The sequence below is a fragment of the Pirellulimonas nuda genome, assembly GCF_007750855.1.
GTDB lineage: Bacteria > Planctomycetota > Planctomycetia > Pirellulales > Lacipirellulaceae > Pirellulimonas > Pirellulimonas nuda.
Window position 1 is genome coordinate 4,310,354 of sequence record NZ_CP036291.1, and the last position, 22,456, is coordinate 4,332,809.

Sequence of the window (22,456 nt, forward strand, 5' to 3'; positions counted from 1 at the left end):
TTAGGTTTTGGGCGTTAGGTGTTAGTAGTGGGCCGGCTCGGCGCCGCGCCAGCGGGCGCAGTTCCGGCGTGGGGCGGGCGCCCTGGCGGCTGCCGGGATTGTGGCTGACCCAATCCCGGCGGGCGGATCTAGATCCGGTCTCCCTTGGTCACGCGCAGCACCTCGTCGACGCTGGTGGTGCCGTCCAGCACCTTGGCCCAGGCGTCTTGGCGCAGCGTCCGCATGCCGTCGGCAAGGGCAGCCTTGCGGATGTCCCAACTGCTGGCGCGGTCGTGGGCGAGCTGGCGGACCGAGTCGGTGGTGGTGCACAGCTCGTAGATGCCCTGCCGACCGTCGTAGCCCAACTCGCGGCACGCGCGGCAGCCGGCGTGGCGGAAGATGGGCTGGCCGCCGGCTTTGTACTCTTCCCAAGGGAAGTCGCTGGGCACCTCTTCCGTGGTTGGTTCGTAGGCCTCTTTGCACTTCGGGCAGAGCCGCCGCACCAGCCGCTGGGCCATCACCGCCTCGATGGTGCTGGCCACCAGGAACGGCTCGACCCCCATGTCGATCAGCCGGGTGTAGGCGCTGGGGGCGTCGTTGGTGTGCAGCGTGCTGAAGACCAAGTGGCCCGTCAGGGAGGCCTGGATGGCGTTCTCGGCGGTCTCGAAGTCGCGGATTTCGCCCACCAGCACCACGTCGGGGTCGTGCCGCAAGATCGACCGCAACGACGCGGCGAACGTCAGCCCGATCTTTGGGTGGACCTGGATCTGGTTGATCCCCTCGAGCTGATACTCCACCGGGTCTTCGGTGGTGATGATCTTGGTGGCCTCGTCGCGGATCTCCGTAAGCGCGCTGTAGAGCGTGGTCGTCTTACCAGAACCGGTGGGTCCAGTGACCAGCACGATGCCGTGCGGCTGGCGGATGAGCTGGCTGACTCGGCTGTAGAGCTCCGGCGCCATGCCGAGCTTCAGCAGCGAGAAGCTCATGCGTCCCTTGTCCAACAGACGCATGACGATCCCTTCGCCGTGCACCATCGGGATGACCGAGACGCGGACGTCTACCTCGCGGCCGTGCACCCGCAGCTTGATCCGTCCGTCCTGCGGCAGCCGTTTCTCGGCGATGTTCAGCCGGGCCATGATCTTCAGACGGCTGATGATCGCCGCCTGGAACTGGTTGATCTCTGGCGGAACCGGCTGGGCCTGCAGGATGCCGTCGATCCGGTAGCGGATCTTGATGCCCGCGGCCTGCGACTCGATGTGCACGTCGGAGGCGCGGTTCTCGACCGCCTCGAGCATGATCTCGTTGACCAGCCGGATGACGGACGCCTCTTGGGCGTCGCCGGCAAGCTCCGAGTCTTCGTCGATCTCTTCAAGCAGTTGGACGTCGTCGTGCCGCTGTGCTAGCAGGCCCTCGATCGTCTCGCTGCCAACGCCCAGGTGCGTCTTGATCCGTTCGGCGATCTGGCTGCGGAGCGCCAGCACCGGCTCGACGTGCAGGCCGGTCAGCGAGCTGAGCTCGTCCAACGGGTAGAGCTCGAAGGGGTCGCTGGTGGCGACGGTGATCGACCCGTTGTGCCGCGAAACCGGGAACAAGATGTGCCGGTGCATCAGCCGCTGGGGGAACTGCCCCAGCAACGAGAGGTCGACGTCGGCCTTGCTGAGGTCGATCACGTCGACGCCGCACTCTTTGCCGAGCGCAGCGAGCACTTGGTCTTCGGAGGCCATGCCGCTAGCCACCGCGGCGTGGTCGGCCCGCTGGCCCGTGGAGCTCGCGCCTAGCTGCTCTAGCTGCTGCGACGTTAGCACGCCGTGTTTTACAAGGATATCGCCTGGTTGCATCGCATCCTGCCTCTGTGTTGCCGTCCGCAGTGGACGGACTCCGATTATCAGCCCAGTACTCTCTTATGGCAAATAGGACGAAACGACCGCCCGGCCAGGGCGCGACGAGCGAACAAGGACCGGCAAGACGCCTAAGTGCCTATTCTAATTCGCCTTATGGCTCGTCGCACCCCTAGCGGGCGGCTTCGGGCGTACGCCCTTACAGCTCGTCCGGGCCGTCGCTGGGGGGCCCGCCTCGGCCGCCGCGACCCTGCTGACCGCCACGGCCACCCTGGAAGGCGGCACGGGGATCGACCTCAAACTCTTGGCCCATCATCTTCTTGAGCTTCTCGCGTTGGGCCGGGGTCAGCACGCTGAGCAGCTCTTCCTCGGCCGCCTTGCGGAGGTCCGCCATTTTCTTTTGCAGGTCGGCCCGCACCTTCTCGGCCTTGGCCTTGAGCTGTTCCTTCTGTTCCTCGGTCAGCCCCAGCTCGTCGGCTAGACTGCCGCTGAGGACCCCCTCGGCGCCCTGGTTCTTCACCTGCTGCTGCAGGTTGATCTGCTTGATCCGCTCGAACTGGGTGGGGGTCAGCACGTTCTTCACCCGCCCTTCGATGTCGTCTCGGATCTGCTCCATCTCGCCCCGGACATCTTCCATCCGCGATTGCCGCTCTTCGGGGGACATGTCGCGCATACCGGAGAAGATGTCTCGCATCCGCGATCCGATCTCGTCCCGCATGTCTTCGGCCATCGTCCGAAGATCGTCCTTCTGCTGTTCGGACAGGCCGATCTCATCTTGGACCTTTTCATCCCGGAGCAGCGTTGAGCTGCCGAACATGTCGCCAAAGCCGCCGGCTCCGCCCGCGCCGCCAGGACCTCCGCCGCCAAACCGGCCGCCGCCGGGCTGGGCCAAGACAGAACCGGCACACAACATCGCTAGGGACAGGGTTAGTACGGTACGCACGGCCGGGTCTCCGAGAGGGGTGAACCAGCGGCTCGAATCGCCGCTGACGAGGGGGATTACCTTCCATTGCTGAGGCTTTCGCCTAGGGGATTAAACCCTGCCGCCCGGCCGAGGTTACGGTCGGTTCCCGAATCCGCCCGGATCGGGCCGGCAGCCGCTATTGCAGGAGCATTCCGGGGGGAATACCGTGTTCCACAGCCCGCCCCCCTCCCCTATCCCCTCCGCCCCGCGATGAATCCAGAAGCCCTCATGCAGTTGGCGATCGACAAGTGCCGCGAGGGGCTCGCCGCGGGGCAGAGCCCGTTCGGCTGCGCCATCGCCATCGGGGACCGCGTGGTGGCGGCAAACCACAACACCGTCGCCCTGACCACCGACATCACGGCCCACGCCGAGGTGAACGCCCTCCGCGCCGCCTGCCTGGAGGTGGGAGAGTTGCACCTCAAGGGGGCCGTGGTGGCCACCACCTGCGAACCCTGCCCGATGTGCATGGCGGCGCTGCATTGGGCCCAGGTCGACCACGTCTACTACGGCGCCTCGATCGACGACGCCGCGGTTGCGGGCTTCAACGAGCTGCACCTGCCGGCGGTCGAGCTGCTGCGGCTGGGGGGGAGCAGCGTCAAACTGACGGGCGACCTGCTGACCGAGGGCTGCCGCGAGTTGTTCACCGAGTGGCTGAATATGCCGCATAGGCGGGTCTACTAAACAAGGATCCGACGCCCGGAATCCCCCGGAAGCATCGATGCTCTAATTGCGAGTTGCTGTAACCTATAGGAGCGTCAGGCTTCTCGGTTTCGTGCGTGTTTCTGGACTTTGACTACGGATTTCTCAACAAATGCCCAGCAAACAGCAGATCGCCAAGGATTGGTTGCCCCGCTACACCGGGATGCCGCTGGAGCGTTTTGGTCAACACGTGTTGCTGACCAACTTCCACGACTACGTCCACCGGTTCGCCGACCGGTTTGGCTGCACGATGTACGGCGAAGCGCGCCCCATGCAGGCGGCCACCAACGACCACGGGGTCACGATCATCAACTTCGGCATCGGCTCGCCCAACGCGGCGACCGTGATGGACCTGTTGACGGCCGTTTCGCCCCGGGCGGTGCTATTCCTAGGCAAATGCGGCGGGATCAAGCACACCGCGGAGATCGGCCACTTCATCCTGCCGATCGGCGCCATCCGCGGCGAAGGGACCTCGGACGACTACCTGCCCCCGCGTGTGCCGGCGCTCCCTTCCTTCAAGCTGCACAAGTTCGTCTCTCAGAAGCTGGTCGATCGCCAGCTCGACTACCGCACCGGCGTGATCTACACCACCAACCGGCGGGTCTGGGAGCACGACGACGCCTTCCGAGAGCAACTGCGGGCGCACACGGCGATCGCCATCGACATGGAGACCGCCACCTTCTTCATCGTCGGCCACGCCAACCAGATCGCCCGCGGCGCCCTGCTGTTGGTTTCCGACCGGCCGATGACCCCCGAGGGGATCAAGACCTCCGCCAGCGACGTCATGGTGAGCCGCGAATGGTCGGACGTGCACCTTGAAGTCGGGATCGATTCGTTGATGGAGATCGAGGAGAACGGCGAAGAAATCAAGCACTTCCAGTATTGAACAAACGTGGCCGGCGGCTCAGCCGCGCCGGGGGCGGCTGAGCCATCGCCGACCCTGTTGGCCTACTTCTTCCGCACCACCGCCAGCCAGTCTTCCGAGGACTGCTTCGGCGGCTGACCTAGGCTGACTTCTCCGCCCCCCTTCACCGAGTCGACGGCGCCCTGGACCAGCTCGCCGCCGGTGCGGGGGTTGAACCAGCGGACCGAGAACTCCCCGGATTGCCCCGAGAGGTCGAGCTTCGCCTGCTCGCTCTTGGGCAGGTAGACCAGGTACAGCTCGCCCGGCTTGGCGAAGCAGTAGCGGGAGTTGTCGTGCTTGGGGTTGCCCACCAGCTCGTCGAGACAGGTCATCTCGGTCAGCGGGATGTCGTCGCGGCCGAAGAACTCTAGCGCGATCCGGCAGTAGTCCCAGCTCTTGTCGCGGCTGCGGTAGTCTTCGCACACCAGGTCGTTCTGCGGCTGCTTGTAGCCGAAGTAGTACTCCACCCCCGCGCCCCCCGCCATCAGGTTGCCCCACAGCGTGTGCTTGCGGATGTCGTCGAGGTTGTAGGAAGACTTGCCTTGCCGGACGACGCCGTCCTTGCCCTCGTAGCCGGGGTCGGAGGGGACGCCGTCGCTGGCGGGGCCCTGCTCGTCGTTGGCCACCACCCACGGCTTGCCCGCCTCGCGCGAGGCGTCGACCCACTTCTTGGTGAGGTGGTGCACGTCGTTCCAACTGTTCTGCAGCGAGGCGCCGGCCAGCTTCGACGCGTCGCCCAGCAGCGGCTTGTAGACCTTGTCTTGCTGGTTGGGGAACGTGTGGATCACGACCGGGTGCTTGTACGGGTCGGTCTTGTCGAGGTAAGAGGCCATGTCCTTGATCTCTTGGGTCGACTGCGTGTTCTCCTCGCCGATGTTCCAGTTGAGCGCCAGGTTGTGGCCAAAACGGGCGATCATCTGCCGGCAGTAGAGCTTCCGCTCGGGGCCCAGCTTGCCCCCGTCGAGCGACTCGGCGACTCCCGCGCCGCTGCTGTCGGCGTCGTGGCCTCGGCGGTCGTCGTCCATCTCGTTCTCTTGCAGCTTGAAGTGCAAGAACAAGCCCTGCGCCGTGCCGTGGTCGAACACAACGCCCCACTGGTCGAGCTTCGAGCAGTCGTAGTGCAGCTTGTCTTCACGCGAGGCAAAGGGCCACACGTTGTCGCCGTCGCCGCCGGCGTTGTAGGGGAGGAAGGAGAACGCGTTCAGGCCCTTGCTGGCCAGGTAGTTGAGCGCGCCGATCAGCCCCTTTCCTTTGCCGTCCTTCCAGCTCGGGTCGCCGGTGCGGTAGTCCTGCTCGTGCGCCTTCCAGGTCTTCAGCGGCACGCTCCCCTTATGGGCGGTCGTGTCGTCGAAGTCGGTGTAGGCCAGCAGCGTCTCGGGGGCGTCGGCGCCCGCCTTGACGAACGGCTTGCCGCTCCCCGCGAACTTCAGGTAGGGGCCCCCTACGTAGTTGAGCCGGCCCTGGCCGCGGAAGTCGCGGCCCGACTTGTCGCTGGCGGCGATCTCGATCTGGCCCTTCTTGCCATCGAAACGGGGCATCGCCTTGCCGCCGCCGTCCAGAGCGGCGCCGGGGCCGCGCGCCATCTCTAGCTGGTAGTTCCACTTGCCGACCTTGTCGGGGGCGAAGTGCACGCGCCACTTCGTGCCCGCCTGGGCCGAGGTGTTGCCGGCGTCGCCGTCGGCCGCGAAGTAGCCCGGCACGCGGTAGCTGGGGCCGCCCGACTCGTGGGTAAAGACCGCGTCGAAGCGGATATCGGTATGGGGGTTGGGGGCCGAGTCGGCTTCATTGGCGAACGGGCCGTCCAGCGTCAGGGTCACCTTGTGCCACTGCTTCGGCTCGCCGGAGACGCTTACCGAACCGTCGCCACGCTCGCCACGTGGACCCTTGTTGACCCGCTTGGCCGGCGCCGCGGCCTCGGCCTTCTTCGGCGCGATCGCGGCGACCGCGGCCACGGTGGCCTCGTTGGCAGGCTTGAACACCAGCCGCGCCCAGCGGGCCCGGCTGTACTCTTTCCCGTCGGCCGAGGCGATTGCAGAACTTACTTTCACCACGTCGCCCGAGTTAACGGGCACGTTCTTCCAGGTGACGGCGTACTTGGGCGCCTCCTCGAAGGTTTCCTGCGACAAAGGGCAGCGGAAATCGCCGATCGGCTCGTCGTTCACCAGCACGAGGTAGGTCGACTGCCCGTCGCTCTCGCCCACGGCTTGCAGCGTCACGTCGTAGAGGCCGTTTGGGAACGCAAAAGCGGTTTCGGCCGTGGCTTCTTTGTTCGTTTCTGGGTTGATCGCCATCCACTGCCCGCGATCGAGGTAGTACCCGGCGCCCTGCGTGGGGAACTCGTTGGCTTCGATCGTCAGCGTGACCGCTGCCCTGTCGTTGTCGAGGTTCTCTTGGATCCACTCGGCGAGCGTGCCGCTCCCCTGGCCGTAGCCCCCCGGCAGGGGCTGGAGGTCGCGGGTCTGCACCGCCGGCGGCTCGCCCCAGTGCGCCGGGAACGCCTTTTGAGCGGCGACCGCGGATTGCTGCGGTTTGCGGAAGGGGTACGCCGCGGGCGCCTTGCCGGCTCGCACTACGGGGTCGGGTCCGACTCCGTCCGGGCGGGCCTCTTCGCGCTGGGTGGTCAGCACGATCTTGTCGAGCTCAAACCCGTCTTCCCGCATCGAGACCATCAGCTCGTGTTCGCCCGGCTGCTCGATGTCGAGGTACAGCAGGAAGGGGACGCCGGTGTGCTCTTCTTCGGTGCGTTGCTTGCTCTCCCAATGCCACTTGTTCTTGGCAACGGTCTGCCACCGCTGACCCGTCGCGGGCCACTGGCCGTCGAGGCCAAAGTGGATGCCGTTGTCCTCGGGTCCGGTTGAGTAGGCACGGGCCCACACGTAGTACCGCCCCGGCGTGTTGAAGTAGGTCTTGTAGGTCAGCACGGCGTGCTCGCCGGGCGTGGGAGAGAAGTTCTCCCCTGGGATGAGCTTCTCGTCGTGGTTGGCGCGCGTGTCGGGCAGGATCTCAAGATAGGCCCCGCCGCTCGCCCCTGCGGCGTGCGAAGGGTCAACATCCCGCCCGGCCGACGCGTGCGCGTCTGCGGAGTCTTCGGTCGTGGTCCGATGCCAAGCACGTGTGTCTGTCTTGGACTGCGATGCGAAGTGCTCTGCCTCGATCGCCAGCACGCCGTAACGCTCTTCGAAGACAACCCCTTCGGCGATTGGCGCCGTTGCGTCGGCGGCCCAACAACGGCCCGCCAAAAGAAGAACAGCCAGGGCCCCGAACCTAAAAGCTCTCATGCCTTGATCCCTAAGAAAAGTGAAAAGACGAGCGGCGTCCCCACCTGTGGTTCGCGCTTTCTCGCAAGATTGTAGCGTCGCGGCGGCGCGCGTGCGAGCAGTTTCTTGCCCACCCGGGCCGGAAAAATCGCATTGCCCCTTTGCGGTTGCGTCGCCGCCCGCGGCAGCGGATCATACAGAGACGATGATGGAACTCGCCGGCAAATCAATCTTAGTGGTGGACGACGACGAGCTGCTGCGCGAGCGGCTGGCTCGCGCGCTGGTACGTCGGGGTCTGTCGGTCCGCGCCGCCGAGGGCGCCGACGAGGCGCTGGAGCTGGCGGCCGCCAGCGCGCCCGACCTGGCCGTGCTCGACCTCAAGATGCCCGGACGCAGCGGGCTGGAACTGCTCCCAGAGCTCTTGCGGGTCTCGCCCAAGACCAAGGTCGTCATCCTTACCGGCTACGGCAGCATCACCAACGCGGTCGACGCCATCCACGCCGGCGCCGTGAACTACGTCACCAAGCCGGCGGACGCCGATCAGGTGCTCGAAGCATTCCGCCGCGGGAGCGCGGCCGACACTCCTCGCCCCCGTCCGGAAGACCTGCACGCACCGTCGCTGGCCGAGGCGGAGTGGAATCACATCCAGCAGGCGCTGGCCGATTGCGGGGGGAACATCACCCGCGCCGCCGAGCACTTGGGCATCCCGCGGCGCACGCTGCAGCGGAAGCTGAAGAAGCTGGCGCCTTGAGAGGCGTCGACGGGGCGGAGCCCGTCGGCTATTGGCTTCTCTCCAGGGGGCTGCTTTCTAGGCTGATTGCTCACTCGCTGGGGAGCAGGTTGTAGTAGTCGCCCACGCTGGCGCCGCTCAGGCATGCTTGGATGATTTCTTTCCCTAGCGGGTCGAGGTCGGCGTGCTGGAAGTTGGCGAGCTGGTCGTGGAAGAACTGGGCGAGCAGCTTGGCGCCGATGTCGTAGGCTTCCTCGCCCACCTCGGGCTGCTTCGAGACGTCGAGGAACCAGGAGCCGATCGTCTGCCCTTCCACCTGGATCTTCTCCCGCCGCCAGCCCAGCAGGGGGCAGCGGGAATCCTTCATCTCGCTGAGCGGGAACCGTGTGCCGCCGCGGCGGGCGAGGTACTCGCGGGCGATCCACTGCGGCGCGAAACCGGTTTCCCAACAGCCGACGTGCTGATTCGGGATCAGCACGAACAGCGTGCCCGAAGTGTCGCGCACCTGGTTGAGCAGGATATTCGCCTGATCGACCCGCCGGCCGGTCGCGAACGGCCAGTAGGAGCCAACCCCCTCGGACTGCATCCCCTCTTGATCGACAATCGAGGGGTTCCCGTGCCCGCGGGGGGCTACCAGCCGCCACAACCACGCAAGCGCCGGGGGCAGGATGTGGAACAAGCCCAGGATGCCGTAGGTGGGGTTCTCGCGTGTGCACGGGGGACAACGCACGCCGAAGCTGCGGATCCCTACGGTCACCGGATGACTGACTACGTTCGGCACGTACTGCCTGGGAACCACCACACGGGGGTTGGGGCAAGGCTTCCCCGGCTCGTCCAGCGTGTGCTCCCAGATGAGCGTTGTCGCCCCCGGCTGGGCCTGCAGGTTCAGGAACAGCAGCGGTCCGGGGGGTTGGATCGACAGCCGCTCGAGGTGGGGGTCGATCCCGTAGCGCGTGATGTGATTCACGCGGATGAACCACGCGTTCTCTGCGTCCATCAACGACAGCCGGCCGGGACGATCGGATTGATCTTGCAGGTTGGGGTGGCACAGGGCCATGTCGTCCGTGACGGGCCGCAGCTCGCAGCCACGCGGCAGGGCCAGCATCCGGGTGTCGCCGGTCACCGTGTTCGTGCCGAGCCGCACCTGGCCGTCGGCCTCGCGGTGCATCAGCTCCAGCATCTCGCTCTTGCCGCCGCCGCTGGCGCCCTCGTGCATGATGGTGGTGACGTTGTCGTACGGCGTGACCACCTGCACGGTGGAGCAGTGCGCCGTCGTCCACGGCGTCTCGGCCCGCTCGCCGAGGGTCAGCAGCATGCCGTAGACCCCCTTCTTGGCGGAGGGGCCCGGGTAGAGGTTGTAGCTGAACAGCTCGTGCAGACGCAGGTTGTCGTCGAACCGGCGGTTGTGCACCACCAACTGCTTGCCGTCGAAGTGGGTGTGGCGGAACGGCGGCGCCACGAACACCGCGGCTTCGTGGTAGTAGTCTTCCCCTTGGTCCAGCACCTTCTTCAGGGGCACAACGCCCTGCAGCAGCGCCAGCCCCAACGCGAAGAAGCCGGCGTTGGCCGGGCAGATCGCCACGGCGTTGAGCGGTTTGTCCGGCAGGCCCGACTCAAAGAAAAAGCACGCGATCGGCTGCGTCTTGAGCCACTCGATCGTTTCGCCGCGGACCCCGTCGAAGCTCTCGCCGAACCGGCCACGGTAGGTCGGCTTGTCCGTGTGCTGCTCGTCCGCGATCACCATGCAGTCGGGGTCGCGGCGCCGCATGTAGGGGTCGAGGTAGTTGGCCGCCACGCCGTTCTTGGTGTGGCAGACCTTCGCCTCGGGCACAAAGCCCCGGCCCGGAACGTCGTAGCCCACGGTGTAAAAACCGGCGTCGTCCAGCAGCTCGTCCGGCGCCGCGAGCGCCACGAGCTGATCTACCGACTCGACAACCGTCAGCCGGCCTGCCGCTTCTGCGGCCTCGAGTATCGACATCACGGAGCCCGAAAGGGTGATGCCGGGGAGCTGTGGGATAGGCATGTCGGGCCTCGGTGCGAAAGTTGGTTCTCGGGGGACTACTTGAACCGCTCGGCGGCGCGGGTTCAAGTGCGTACAAGCCTCGCGGGCGGCGGCCGCGGGCGATCCAACCGGGGACCGGCACGCGACGGTTATTTAGGTCCCGTGCCCGGCGAGGGGGGCAGATCGATCTGGAACAGCGGATCGCTGGGCGCACGCATCGAGCGGATCAGCTCCGCGACCCCCATCGGGTCGCTGGCGTCCGCGGCAAGCAGCGTGGCGACCACCTCGTCCGCCATGGCGGCCTTGTCGAGCCGCTGCAGGCACCAAGCGAGCCCCCGCCCCGCCTCGTGCCAGGGTCCGTTGGCCGGCTGAGCCGCCAGCAGCGGCCCGGCGAACTTGGCGGCGTGCAGCGCCTTGAGCCCCAGGCCGTAGGCGTAGCCGAAGTGCCCGCGGGCCAGCTTCACGTCGTTGGACAACTCAACGGCAATCACGCCGGCCAGCAGGTGCGCCTCAACAAACGCGCTGCAGCCGGAGAGCAGCCAACGGATCTCGTCTGTGGCGACTTCGAGCTCGCCGGCGTCGATCATCAGCCGGACTTCCTCGATGTCTTCGGCCCGGTCGCGGACGCAGCGGGGGTGGACCAGCACGTACCCGGCCCCCGACTCAAGCTTGCGGAGCTTGAGCGCGTCGTGCGTCTCGGAACGCGTCCCGGAGCGGGGGCCGTTTTTCTTGGATCGTTTGGGCATGGGCGGCGTCAGCGTACCGCCCCGTGCAGGGTCTCGCCAAGACGCCCTGCCCCCTGAGGGAGGTTGGAAATCTAGCTTCTACCGGGTATACCTACTGGCTTACCCTGCCCTCCCCTCGGCCCCGTTTGGCGGCGGCGGCCGGTATCGACGAGTCAAGCGAAGATGGCCAAGGATAGCGCGGAAACCAAGACCACCAAGAAGAAAGCCGCATCGCCCAAGTCCGAGGCGCCCAAGCGGATTCTGCTGGTTGACGACGACGCAGACATCATCGAATCGCTCCGGCTTGCCCTCGAGGCCAACGGCTTCGAGGTGCTGGTGGCCCGCGACGGCAACCAGGGCCTGGCGCTCACGGAGCGCGAAGACCCGGACCTGGTGATCTTGGACATGATGATGCCCAAACGCAGCGGGTTCTTGGTGCTGGAGAAGCTGCGCCGCACCCGCGAAACCCCGCCCCGCGTGATCATGATCACCGCCAACGAGGGCGCCAGGCACAAGGCCTACGCCGAGATGCTGGGGGTGGACGACTACATCCGCAAGCCGTTCCCGATGGACCGGCTGATCGAGAGCGTCAAGCGGCTGGTGCAGTAGCGCCTCGCTACGTGATGGGTCAAAGTCCGCCTGCGGCGGACTCGACCCATCCTACCGCTAGTCCAGCGAGATCGACCTCGCCAGCGGCTCCAGCACGCTGTCGACCACGTAGCCGTCGACCACCTCGAACGCGATCGACTCGAGCTGCTTGAACGCGTCGAGGTAGGTCTGACCGCGGTCCAAGCTGCCGTAGCGGCGGGCCGTGATGTAGACGCTCAGTTGGTCGTCCTGGTACTCGCCGGTGCGGATGTGGTAGGGCGCCGAGCGGGTCTCGATGCTCACCCGGCACTGCACCCGGCAGTCCTCGTCCAGGGCGATCGTGAGGTTGGGCTCGTTGCTCATGAACGCAGCGCCGGGCATCGACGCCAGCTTCTCAAACGCCGGGCACACGCCCAGCGCCTCGGCCACCAGGCGGTTGTGGTTGCCGCGGTAGTTGAAGTCGAAACCGATCAGCAGGTCGAGCGCCTCGCAGTCCAGCGGGCTGACGCTCAGCACGTAGGGCGCCAGGTCGAGCACCATGCGGTGCTGCTCGAGGGCGTCCGGCACCGACTCGGGGTTCACGTACCCGGAGCCGATCCGCCGCGGTTCTACAGAACACCACCGATAGACGCCGCTGTCCTTGTCCTCTTCTAGCACGTGGTCGCCCTTGTCGCGGGCGTAGAAGTTCCGCATCTGCGGGTACTTCTTCTGCATCTGCTCGGCGAAGTGCAGCACCGTTTCTCGGCTGCTGGAGAGCTCCATTTCTGTGTTGAGATTCAGGTTGACGTAAAAGTCGTCGGCCAGCGAGGCATATCGGTTCATGCCGCGAGAATCTCCCTGGTTGTCTATGCGGTCGCTCCATCATCACGCTGAGGACAAACGCCAAGATTGCGTTTGACCGGCGCTTGGCCATTGGGTGGGCGCGTTGCTGAAGTATAGAATCGGGGTCTGCACAGTGTCAAAGCGGGCGACCCCAGAGAAATAACCGATGGCTGCTGTCCAATCGTCCCAACAGGATCGGGTTGCCGGAAGTTCTGACGCGATCGCCGCGGCGAAAACAGAGCTCGGCTGGATGGCTTGGCGTTGCAGCGGGTCGGTGGTTCGGCGGGTGACCATCGGCGCGGCGACCCGCGGCGACGCGGTCGCGGCCCTCGGCGGGACGCCGCCCAAGACGCCCCGATCCGAGGCCCAGCGGCTGGCGGAACGGCTCGGCGAACGCCTCGGGCGCTACGCCTGCGGAGAGTGCGTAGCGTTCGACGACTTCCGGATCGACGACCAGCAGCTCACCCCGTTCGCCCAGCGGGTGATCGTCGCGTGCCGCGGCCTCGGCTGGGGCGAAACCAGCTCCTACAAGGGCCTGGCGGGCCGCGCCGGCTCGCCCGGTGCCGCCCGCGCGGTGGGGAGCGTGATGGCCAACAACCGTTGGGCGATCGTCGTCCCCTGCCACCGCGTGGTCGGCGCCGGGGGCGACCTACGCGGCTTCTCGGCCCCCACCGGGGTCGACCTCAAACGCAGAATGCTCGACCTAGAAACGCGTCCGATGCTGCGGCTGTTCGCCTAGGCCGGCTGAAGCTCCCGCGCTTTGCGGGCCCACCCGACCCAGTGGGTCACCTCTTCCAGGTCGGGCGCCGGCGACGTACGCAGCACCCGCTGCCCTTCGGTCGATTGGCAGAAGGGCTCGACGAACGCCAGCAGCTCTTCCGGCTTGATGCGGGCGATCTCTTCGGGCGTGGTGAACCCCGAGGCGACCAAGATTTGTGCGTCGTGACCGCGCATCCCCGGCACCCGGCACACCAGCCGAGACTGGTGCTGCCAAGCAACGATCCGTTGGGCGTCTACGCCGCTACGATCGAGGCGCTCGGCCAACGCGTCGGGTTCGGCCGTTAGCAGGTCGTCTACCGTGCGGACGCCGAGGCGCGCAAGCGACTCGGCCATCTTCGGACCGATCGCCGGCGCGTCGACAACCGGGCTCGAGGTTTCTAGGTAGAACCGCGGGCGTGACGGCTTGGTCGATCCTTGTGCTTCAGGTTTTGCCTTCCGGCGTGGTCCGCCGCGTTTGACGCGTGGCTCGCCCGAGCGCTCTTCGCGGCGCCGCGGGGGTCGCGCGGGGGAGTGCCGCTCTGCGCGGCCGTCCAGCCGGCAGTCGTGCAGCAGCGCGCTGCGTGCGTCTGCCCACTGCCGCCAGCCGCGGTAGTGCCGATCGTCCGAGACGCGCGTCAGGGACGTGCGGGCGCGGGCGATCCAGGCCTGCGCCTTCTCGAGATCGATCCGGTCTCCTTGGCCGATCTCGTCGCAGCGGGCGATGAGGCGGCCGGCGTCGAGCTCGGCCAGCCCGGAGACGCCGAACACGCCAACCGACGTCAGAAGCTGAGCGTCGCCGAGGGTCAGCCCCTGGACGAAGCAAACCAGCCCCACGTGCGTCTGCCACAGCGCGACGAGTTCGGCGGGCACGTCGTGGCGGAGCTCTTGAGCCAGCGCTTCGGGGTCGGCCGACAGCAGGTCGGCGATCACCGACACGCGGCTCCCCTGGAAGACGCCCGACTGCCCGTCGACACGCACCGGGAAGCGCTCGATCGCGTCCTCCGGACGCAACAGGAACTCGTCTTCAAGCCGCATCCGCTGGGTCACCGCCTCGGCAGCGGGCCGTTCGACGGGCGTTTCGACAGGGAGCGGAGCGGGCTCTGAGACGGGCGCCTGCACGACCGGGGCGATCGGCCGCGGCGCCACGACACCATTGCGGACGCGGTGGGCGCCCAGCAGCTCAAAGCGTTCGATCGCCGTCCGGTTCTCGGTCCACAGCAGCACCTGCGCGCCGCGCGCCGCGAAGTCGCACAGCACCCCCGCGGCGATCGCGGTGTGCCGATCGTCGAGGCCCGCGAAGGGTTCGTCCGCCAGCAGCGGCGGGCAATCCTGGGTCGTGGCAAGCTCCGAGGCGAGCGCGAGGGCAAAGCTGAGCGCCAATAGCTGGCGGTCGCTGGGCGGGAGATCGTCTACCGCGGTGCGTTGCCCAGAAACCGAGGTGACCACCGCAGACCTGCCGCCGCGCGCCAGGTCGACATCGACCAAGCGGCCGTCGGAGAGCTTGGCCAGCAGGTCGGACGCCCGCCACCCGCTGGGCGCGGCGTGGCGCCGGGCACGGTGGGGGCCGTCCGCCAGCTCGCTCTCGATCTGGCGCAGCTCCTCTCGCAGGGCGTCCAGCTCCGCGGCCGACATCCCGGCGGCGCGATCGCGCCGGCGTCGCTCGTCTTGTGCGTCCAGGGCCGCAAGCTCTGCGGAGATAGAACCGACAAGATCAACTAGTTCGCGTCGGCGGCGGGCAAGGGCCTCGCGTTGAGCCGGGTCGATCACTGCGGCGCGATCCGCCGGCTCCTCGACCCGCAGCCGCGTGCTGCGGAGCAGCTCTTCACGCTGGCTCAGCAGGCACTCGAGCTGCTGGCGCAGCTCGCTTTGCGATCGGCCGATGTGCTCGGCCTCGTCCTCAAGCTGCCCCCAATGCAGGGCCCTGCCCTGCTGATCGGCCAGCAGGCTGAGCCGCGCCACGTGCTCGCCGAGGGTGGCCACCAACGGGTCGAGCCGCGGGTGGGCGTCCTGGCACACGCAGGCGCCGGGGCCCGCGGCGCGGGCGAACCGGGCCACTTCCCCTTCGAGGTCGCGGAGCAGCCGACGCACCACCGCCAGCGAGGCCCGCGTATCGGCCAGCGCGATTCCGGGCTTCGACTCTTTCGGGCGAACGTCCGCCAGCTCACCGCGGACGGCCGACTCGCGCAGTTGCAGGTCGGAGAGCGTGCGCCGCCAGCGGTCGACCTGGCCGTCGAGTTCCTCGATGCGTTGCTCAACGCCGTCGGTCAGCCGCTCGTCTGCCGAGGCGCGGGCCGCGCGGGCGATCTCGTCGTAGCGTGCCTGCGACTGCGCGGACGCGAGCTGGGCCTCGATCCGGCTTAGCTCTTGCTCGGCCGACTCGAGCCTGACGACCAGCGGCGCGCGGCGCGCGCTCAGCTCGGCCAGCTCGCGGTCGATCTTCACGGCCCGCTCGCGGGATTGCGCCAAGGAGGTCTCCAGACGCTGAGCGATCTCGTCGCGGCGCCTGAGCAGGGGTTCGATATCGGTTGCGACGCGGCGGGCGCTGCCGCCGCCGCCGACGACCTGCTGCATCGCCCGGGCGACCGGCTCGGACAACAAGCGATCGAGCGTTAGCGGGTCGTCGCCACGCAGGTGCAGAACGTTGCCGGCCAGCTCCCTAGGGAGCGCGTCGGCGATGCCGCCGGCCGATACGCCGGGCGCCGGTCCGCCGTCGCCGCGCGACACGGAGATGCGAGGCGCCCCGTTTACAGCGGAGTGGGACACTCGGAGGTGACCGCCGCGGGTTACCAGCTCGATTTGACCGTCTGCGTCGACATCGCCCAGCCAGGGACGCTCGCCCCAGAGCATGGCGCCGACCATCGACAGCACCTGCGGGAGGCGCTGGGGGATGTAGTTCAGCCCGGTGGAAAGCGAGTCCTCTACCCAGGGCTCGCGGCTATCGATCCCTCGACAAGCTATGCGTTCGATCTTCACGTTGGTGTCTCTGCTTCCCTGCGGACAATGGGCGTCGCGGCCCAGACCCCCTTAGTTTGGGCGATTTGCGGCGGCGCGGCTACGCCGGTTTTTTCGCGCCGGGGCTTGAGAAGGCGTGCCTACCTGGGCCGCGAGCCCCGTTTCTCGTCGTACATCCGGCGATCGGCGGCCGCTAGCAGGTCGCGGGCGGAGCCGTACCCTTCGGACGACAAGGCCGCCCCGACGCTGGCCGCCACCTGACTTTCTCCATCAGAAGCAGTTTCTGAGGCGGATACCGCTTTGCGGAGGCGATCGACGAGGGGATGAAGCTCTTGGGCGGTGGTGACGCCGGCAAGCAGCACCACGAACTCGTCGCCGCCGTAGCGACCGACGAAGTCGGAGTCTCGCACCGATTCGGTTAGCTGCGTCGCGATCTGGCGGAGGCAGTCGTCGCCCGCGAGGTGGCCGTGGTGGTCGTTCACGGCCTTGAACGCGTTGATGTCAACAAAAACCAGCGCAAACGGCGACGCCCCGGCGCGGGCGAACCAACGGGAGATCTGTTGGTCGAGCGACGCCCGGGCAGCGACCCCGGACACGCTGTCGATCGTCGGCGGCGGGATGACGCCGGATGCATCCGCCGAAACAACACGAATAGCCCGCAGCGAGGGGTCCCCGTCAACGGCGCGCGTCTCGAGACGCCACCCGTCCGACTCAAGCGGGTCCGGGCCGTCGCTGGCGGTCGATTTCAGCAAAACCTCTAAGCCAACGCCGCGCTGGGCCATCCAAGCGTCGAATCCGGGCGTAGAGGCGATTAGCCGCGCCGGCGGATGAACACAGCTCACCGCTACGAGGTCGCTGCTTATCGCCGCAAGGGCCTCAAGCGCCGAAAGGCGCTGCTGGTCGTCGTGATTCATCAGGCGGGGGTCTGGGTGGTGGCGGCGTTGGTGCAACAACCGCCACCACAACGGGGGGGGGGCTCACGGAAAGCCGCAGCCAGCGGTTCGGCTTTCCGCGGATTTACTCCTCGACATGCATGCAAGCTTGACTATACTCGGCGGAGACTTGCGATGCGTCCAGGCGCCCATTTCGTCTGGTTTTGCTGCTCGTCCGCCCGCCGAAGAACCGCTTTGGATCTTCCCGACCCCCCAACCAGCGGCAGTGGCGTTGTATCGCTTCGGCCCGCTTTTCCAACACATCCGAATGGCCCAGCCGCGTAGCCCAGGCTACGCATCTTGTCCATGGACCGCTCTGCCAGGCGTTCTTAAACAACCTAGAAACTGCACGCAATGAGTATCCTTGGTCAGATGCGTTGGCGCCGGCCCGCCAGCACTTGCGCAGAGTCAGATTTCTTGCTCAGCGTGCCGGCCTTCGAACGCGCGGCCGCTGGCGAGCGGATGCGCGTAGACCGCAATGGTTCGGTCCTGGCGATGCTGGCGATTGCCCCCCCTAAGAGGGGCGCCGGGCAGCCCGATCCCCTCCCGCTGCTGCTGCGTGTGCTCGAAGGCAGGCTGCGTCTCACCGACACCCCGGGACGGCTCAAGGACGGACGGATCGGCGTGCTGTTGCCAGACACCGGCGCCCCCGGCGCGTGGAAGGTGGCGGCGGACATCTGCGACGTTTACGCGCCCGGCCACCCGCGCCCCGAATGCGAAGTCTTGGTCTACCCAGATCGGCGAGGGCCCGACGAGCAGAATCGGAAGGAGGTTCAAGATTCCTCGGGTGCGTCGTCTCTCAAGGAACCGAATGAGCCGAACTTGATCGCCTCGTCGATGTCCTCAGACGCCTGCGACCGCTTCGACCGCGTCTTCGCACGGGCGACCCCCGCTTGGAAGCGTGCGATCGACATCGTCGGCGCGTCGTGCGGTTTGATGCTTGCGGCGCCAATCATCGGCGCCGCGGCCCTAGCGATCCGCGTCACCACGCCCGGCGAGGTCTTCTTTCGGCAGGAGCGCGAGGGGCTGGGGGGGCGCCGGTTCCGCATCTGCAAGCTGCGGACCATGCGCCACGACGCAGAATCGTACAAGGACCGCCTCCGGCGCCGCAGCACGCAGGACGGCCCGGCCTTCAAGATGCGTCGCGACCCGCGCGTCACCCCCATCGGGCGGATCCTGCGGCAGACCAGCATCGACGAGCTCCCTCAGCTGTGGAACGTGCTCCGCGGCGAGATGTCTCTGGTCGGCCCCCGGCCGCTCCCCGTCGACGAGTCGCTGGCGTGCCGGCCGTGGCAGCGGCGGCGTTTGATGGTCACCCCCGGGATCACCTGTATCTGGCAGGTGCATGGGCGGAGCGTTGTGCGCTTCGATGAATGGGTGCGGATGGACCTGCAGTACGCCCAGCGGTACAGCTTCTGGAATGATTTAAAACTGCTGCTCCAGACCGGACCTGCCGTGATTTTCACCCGAGGCCCCCGCTAGCCCCACCCGGGCGGCAAAACGCACCATGCAGGCTTCCTCTCATCATGCCGAGCGACGTCCGCGTCCGCGGATCCTGCTGGTGGCCTACGCTTGCCACCAATCCGAATCGATGGAGTCGAGGCTTGGTTTCCGTCGCGCCCTCTCCGCCTCGCAGCGTCACGACGTAACGGTGATGTACGCGATGGGGCCCGAGCCCGCTGAGCTCGCCCAGCAAGCAGCCGCCGCGGGGGGCGGGGAGATCTGCTTTCAGCGTGTCGAACACTCGGACTGGGATCGTCGCTTCTGCGACACCACGCTTCTCTATTACATCGGCTACCGGGGTTGGCACCGCCGGGTGCTCAAGGAGGCCCAGGCGGCGCACGCCGCCCGCCCGTTCGACCTGGTGCATCAGGTGAACTTCTGCGGATTCCGCGAGCCCGGCGAGGCGTGGCGGCTTGACGCCCCCTTCGTTTGGGGCCCGGTCGGCGGGACCGAGGGCTACCCGCCACGGTTCTTGAACCAGACCAATTTGTTGGGCGGGGCGCGCGAAGTTTTCCGCATGGCCGTGAACAGTTGGCAGCTGCGGTGCAGCCGTCGCGTGCACGGCGCGGGTCGCCGAGCCGCGTACGTTCTGACCGCCAACACGGCCGCCCAGCAGGCGCTGCAGAAGCACCTGGGGGTCGACTCGCAATGCGACCTAGAGACGGGCGTCGATCTCCCCGACTGCCCGCCCCGCGAGCTTCGCGACCCATCCGAACCGCTGCGGGTGCTGTGGGCCGGCCGCCTCAAGACCTGGAAGGGGCTCCCGCTGCTCATCCGAGCGATCGCCCAGCTCCCCCCCGACCGCAGGCCCATCGTGCGCGTGCTGGGCCAGGGGGACCGCGAGCCTAGCTGGCGACGCCTAGCGCGCAGGCACGGCGTGGCCGATCGGATGCAGTGGGTCGGTTGGCCGACCTACGACGCACAGCTGCCGCACTACCGCTGGGCGGACGTGTTCGCGTTCACCAGCCTGCGAGACACCTCGGGCACCGGCCTGCTGGAGGCCCTGGCGGCCGGCGCCCCGATCGTCGGCCTCGACCACTCCGGGGCGGGGGACATCATGACCCCCGGATGCGCGATCCCGGTCGCTGTCCGGTCTCCGAAGCAGGCCATTTCAGATTTCGCGGCCGCCCTGGGCGGCCTACAGGACGACAGCGAACGATTGCTACGATTAAGCCGGGGGGCGCGGCGCCGAGCAGAGGATTTTAGCTGGGAAGCCAGGGCCGCCGTGATGGACGCCGTTTACACTGAATGCTTGGCCGCCACGCGTCACAGGGCGGCCGCCCCCTCGTCCCGCCCCCTGCTGCCCACGGCCGAAACCCAGGCAACGCTGTCTCCGGTTTCGTCTGCCTGCTTGTTGACCTCCTCTGGCGCCCGACGCTAAATCCGTCGCCCACCCCTAAGAACTATGAACAAGCTGCCCACCGAGCTCTCCGCAAGCGACTTCTGGGAGGTCGTCTTCCGCAACAAGGTCAAGCTCATCGTGTTGCCCTTGGTGATCATGACGCTGGCCGTGGGCGTCACGCTCTACTTCCCGCGGACCTACCGCTCCGAAGCACGGCTCTTCCTGCAGGTGGGCCACGAGAGCGTAGGGATCGACCCCACCGCGACCACCGGGCAAACGATCAGCCTGATGCAGAGCGGACGCGACGAAGAGGTAAAGTCGGCCATCGAGGTGCTCGGCAGCCGCGGGGTGCTGAGCCAGGTGGTCGAGGAGCTGGGCCCCGATTACGTGCTGCGTGGAGGCCCCAAGAGCGATCAGACGCCCAACCCTATCACCGCAACTATCAAGCAAGGCATCTCCTCCGTCATCGGCGTGCTCAAACGCATCGACCCCGTCGGCGATCATGAGCAGGCCGTCATCGAGATCGAAGAGGGGCTGAAGATCGAGGCCGTCCGCAGCTCGACCGTGCTGGTGGTCACCTACGACACCAAGAGCGCCGAGGGCGCCAAGGGAGTGCTCGACGCGTTGGTCGACGTCTACCAGCGAGAGCACCTGCGGATCCACCGAAACGCCAACTCCGGCGACTTCTTTGCCGACCAGCAAGGGCAGCTCAAGACACGGCTGGACGAAGCCCAGAACGCGTTGATGGACGCCAAGAACCGGATGGGAATCGCCTCGGTCGAGGGGCGCCGCAGCACGTTGGAGAACCAGATCCAATCGATTGAACTCGACTCGTTCCAGACCGAGCAGAGCCTTGCGACGTCGCTGGCCCGCATGAAGGACCTCGAAGAACAGCTCGATGAGATGCCCGAGCGGCTGGTCGCCTCGGTCACCAGCAAGCCGAACGAGGGCGCCGACCTGATGCGAGACCAGCTCTACGAGCGTCAGATCAAGCTGCTCGACCTGAAGTCGCGGTACACCGACAGCAACCCACTGGTCCAAGCCGTGTCGGCTCAGGTCGAAGAGGCAAAGAAAGTGGTGGACGCCCAGAGCGTTGACCGCAAGGAGTCTACCGACGACGCCAACCCGCTGCACCGCGAACTAACGCTCGACTTCAAGAAGGAACAGAGCCAGGTGGCCGGGCTCGAGTCGCGGCTCGAGACGCTCACCGAGCAGCGCAAGATCATCCTGGCCGACCTCGAACAGCTCAACCGCAACGAGGTTGTGCTAGACCGCTTGGCCCGCGAGGAGCATTTGGCGCGCGACAAGTTCATGCAGTACGCCAACAACCTGGAGCAGGCGCGGATGGACAAGGCCCTGGAAGACCAGAAGGTCTCTGGGGTGTCGGTGGCTCAGGCGGCGACGCTGGCTCAGAAGCCGGTGAAGCCCTCCAAGCCCCTCTGCCTGCTGGGCGGTTTCATGCTGGCCGGAGCGGTGGCCGTGGGCTCGGTCGTGGCGAGCGAAAAGCTGAACACCCGCATCCGCGGCGACGTTGAAGCCGAAGAAACGCTTGAGCTGCCGGTGCTGGCCACCATCCCGGACAGCCCGATCCACGGCCGGACCCTCAACTATTAGCCCCCCGCTAGTCGCCCTCGCACACAGCCGCCACAAGGCCCGACCATGCAAACCGACTCCCCCACGATTGACGCTTCGCTGCCCGACGCGGCCGGGATCTCCAAGAGCGCGGAGTCTGTCATGACTCCACGGCGACGCGGGGCTGAGTACTACGACACCATCTTGTGGCGTCTCCGCTCCCGGGTCGACCAAGAGCCTGACGGCGCCACTATGCTCGGCGTGACCGGCTACGGCAGGCGTAACGGCGTGAGCACGATCGCCGCGAACCTGGCGATCCGCGCCGCCGACCACCGCATGTCCCCGGTGCTGCTGGTCGACGCGAACCTGCACTACCCCAAACAGCACCGCACCTTCCGCATGCACGATGCGGCCGGTCTGGCCGACGTGCTCTCCGGATCGGCCCCGCTGGAGGCCTGCGTCCACCCGTCGTCCGTGGACGGGCTCGACGTGATGCCGCTGGGCGCCTCGCACCTGCTCGACCGGGCGAGCGTCGATCCACAGCGTTTCCAGTCGCTGCTGACCGAACTGCGAGACCAGTACCGCACCGTCGTGTTCGACCTCCCCGAGGCGGACGAGATGCGGCACGCCCTGCTCTTCGCCCGGTCGATCGATGCGGCGGTTTTCGCCGTGAGGAGCGACGCGGTCCGCCGGCGTGACGCTCAGGTGGCGGTCGCACGGCTCCGCGCCGACGGCGTCAACCTGGTGGGCGCGGTGCTCACGGCGAAGCGTCGCTATGCGCCGGCCTGGCTCGTCGGGTAGGGGCCGAGCGCTCGTCTGCCGCCGAACCTCAGCACGACTCCGCGGCTGCTCAGGAGACCGCACAGCCCCCCACGCCATCCGACGCCC

At 67.2% G+C, this 22,456-nt stretch carries 17 protein-coding genes; 9 read left to right on the forward strand and 8 right to left on the reverse strand.

Going from position 1 to position 22,456, the window contains the following annotated elements; all coding sequences use genetic code 11:
* Positions 1 to 128: 128 nt before the first annotated feature.
* Both Pla175_RS16685 and Pla175_RS16690 read right to left on the reverse strand, forming a co-directional pair.
* A complete protein-coding gene (locus tag Pla175_RS16685) occupies positions 129 to 1,817 on the reverse strand; it encodes a GspE/PulE family protein (protein WP_145287596.1) in 1,689 nt (562 codons plus the stop codon).
* Positions 1,818 to 2,016: 199 nt separating this feature from the next.
* The gene (locus Pla175_RS16690; protein ID WP_145287600.1) at positions 2,017 to 2,760 is read right to left on the reverse strand and encodes a hypothetical protein; all 744 of its coding nucleotides are present in this window, start codon (positions 2,758 to 2,760) and stop codon (positions 2,017 to 2,019) included.
* 231 nt (positions 2,761 to 2,991) lie between these two features.
* On the opposite strand from Pla175_RS16690, the gene Pla175_RS16695 reads away from it, so the two are divergent.
* Complete coding sequence (locus tag Pla175_RS16695; protein WP_145287603.1) at positions 2,992 to 3,462, forward strand: nucleoside deaminase; 471 nt, start codon at positions 2,992 to 2,994, stop codon at positions 3,460 to 3,462.
* A 130-nt stretch (positions 3,463 to 3,592) separates the two neighbouring features.
* Positions 3,593 to 4,366, forward strand: a complete 774-nt coding sequence (locus tag Pla175_RS16700) for an AMP nucleosidase (protein WP_145287606.1) — start codon at positions 3,593 to 3,595, stop codon at positions 4,364 to 4,366.
* Positions 4,367 to 4,428: 62 nt separating this feature from the next.
* Here the strand turns inward: Pla175_RS16700 and Pla175_RS16705 are convergent, their stop codons facing one another.
* Complete coding sequence (locus Pla175_RS16705; RefSeq protein ID WP_145287610.1) at positions 4,429 to 7,662, reverse strand: DUF5060 domain-containing protein; 3,234 nt, start codon at positions 7,660 to 7,662, stop codon at positions 4,429 to 4,431.
* Between the two features lie 184 nt (positions 7,663 to 7,846).
* On the opposite strand from Pla175_RS16705, the gene Pla175_RS16710 reads away from it, so the two are divergent.
* Entirely contained in the window at positions 7,847 to 8,392 is a 546-nt protein-coding gene (locus tag Pla175_RS16710) for a response regulator transcription factor (RefSeq protein WP_145287613.1), read from the forward strand.
* A 70-nt stretch (positions 8,393 to 8,462) separates the two neighbouring features.
* Here the strand turns inward: Pla175_RS16710 and Pla175_RS16715 are convergent, their stop codons facing one another.
* Together Pla175_RS16715 and Pla175_RS16720 are read right to left on the reverse strand one after the other, a co-directional pair.
* Complete coding sequence (locus tag Pla175_RS16715) at positions 8,463 to 10,394, reverse strand: DUF4914 family protein (RefSeq protein ID WP_145287616.1); 1,932 nt, start codon at positions 10,392 to 10,394, stop codon at positions 8,463 to 8,465.
* A gap of 128 nt (positions 10,395 to 10,522) precedes the next feature.
* A complete protein-coding gene (locus Pla175_RS16720; RefSeq protein ID WP_145287619.1) occupies positions 10,523 to 11,119 on the reverse strand; it encodes a hypothetical protein in 597 nt (198 codons plus the stop codon).
* A gap of 162 nt (positions 11,120 to 11,281) precedes the next feature.
* Between Pla175_RS16720 and Pla175_RS16725 the strand changes: the two genes are divergently transcribed.
* Positions 11,282 to 11,707: a response regulator transcription factor gene (locus Pla175_RS16725; RefSeq protein WP_145287622.1), complete on the forward strand. Its 426-nt coding sequence runs from the start codon at positions 11,282 to 11,284 to the stop codon at positions 11,705 to 11,707.
* A gap of 57 nt (positions 11,708 to 11,764) precedes the next feature.
* Here Pla175_RS16725 and Pla175_RS16730 read toward each other — a convergent pair whose 3' ends face one another.
* On the reverse strand, positions 11,765 to 12,508 hold the full coding sequence (locus Pla175_RS16730; RefSeq protein WP_145287625.1) for a hypothetical protein: 744 nt from the start codon (positions 12,506 to 12,508) through the stop codon (positions 11,765 to 11,767).
* Positions 12,509 to 12,674: 166 nt separating this feature from the next.
* Here Pla175_RS16730 and Pla175_RS16735 point away from each other — a divergent pair, with 166 nt between their 5' ends.
* The gene (locus Pla175_RS16735) at positions 12,675 to 13,247 is read left to right on the forward strand and encodes a methylated-DNA--[protein]-cysteine S-methyltransferase (protein ID WP_145287628.1); all 573 of its coding nucleotides are present in this window, start codon (positions 12,675 to 12,677) and stop codon (positions 13,245 to 13,247) included.
* Here Pla175_RS16735 and Pla175_RS16740 read toward each other — a convergent pair.
* Both Pla175_RS16740 and Pla175_RS16745 read right to left on the reverse strand, forming a co-directional pair.
* Entirely contained in the window at positions 13,244 to 16,240 is a 2,997-nt protein-coding gene (locus Pla175_RS16740) for a DUF4332 domain-containing protein (protein WP_145287631.1), read from the reverse strand. The two genes, Pla175_RS16735 and Pla175_RS16740, sit on opposite strands and share 4 nt — an antisense overlap.
* Positions 16,241 to 16,359: 119 nt before the next feature.
* Complete coding sequence (locus Pla175_RS16745; protein WP_145287634.1) at positions 16,360 to 17,133, reverse strand: GGDEF domain-containing protein; 774 nt, start codon at positions 17,131 to 17,133, stop codon at positions 16,360 to 16,362.
* 372 nt (positions 17,134 to 17,505) lie between these two features.
* Between Pla175_RS16745 and Pla175_RS26605 the strand changes: the two genes are divergently transcribed.
* The 4 genes from Pla175_RS26605 to Pla175_RS16765 are packed head-to-tail and all read left to right on the forward strand — an operon-like array spanning position 17,506 to position 22,369.
* Positions 17,506 to 18,633, forward strand: a complete 1,128-nt coding sequence (locus Pla175_RS26605) for a sugar transferase (protein ID WP_145287637.1) — start codon at positions 17,506 to 17,508, stop codon at positions 18,631 to 18,633.
* Positions 18,634 to 18,658: 25 nt separating this feature from the next.
* Entirely contained in the window at positions 18,659 to 20,035 is a 1,377-nt protein-coding gene (locus Pla175_RS16755; protein ID WP_145287640.1) for a glycosyltransferase family 4 protein, read from the forward strand.
* A gap of 24 nt (positions 20,036 to 20,059) precedes the next feature.
* Complete coding sequence (locus Pla175_RS16760) at positions 20,060 to 21,610, forward strand: GumC family protein (RefSeq protein ID WP_145287643.1); 1,551 nt, start codon at positions 20,060 to 20,062, stop codon at positions 21,608 to 21,610.
* A 45-nt stretch (positions 21,611 to 21,655) separates the two neighbouring features.
* On the forward strand, positions 21,656 to 22,369 hold the full coding sequence (locus Pla175_RS16765) for a CpsD/CapB family tyrosine-protein kinase (protein ID WP_145287646.1): 714 nt from the start codon (positions 21,656 to 21,658) through the stop codon (positions 22,367 to 22,369).
* Positions 22,370 to 22,456: the final 87 nt, after the last annotated feature.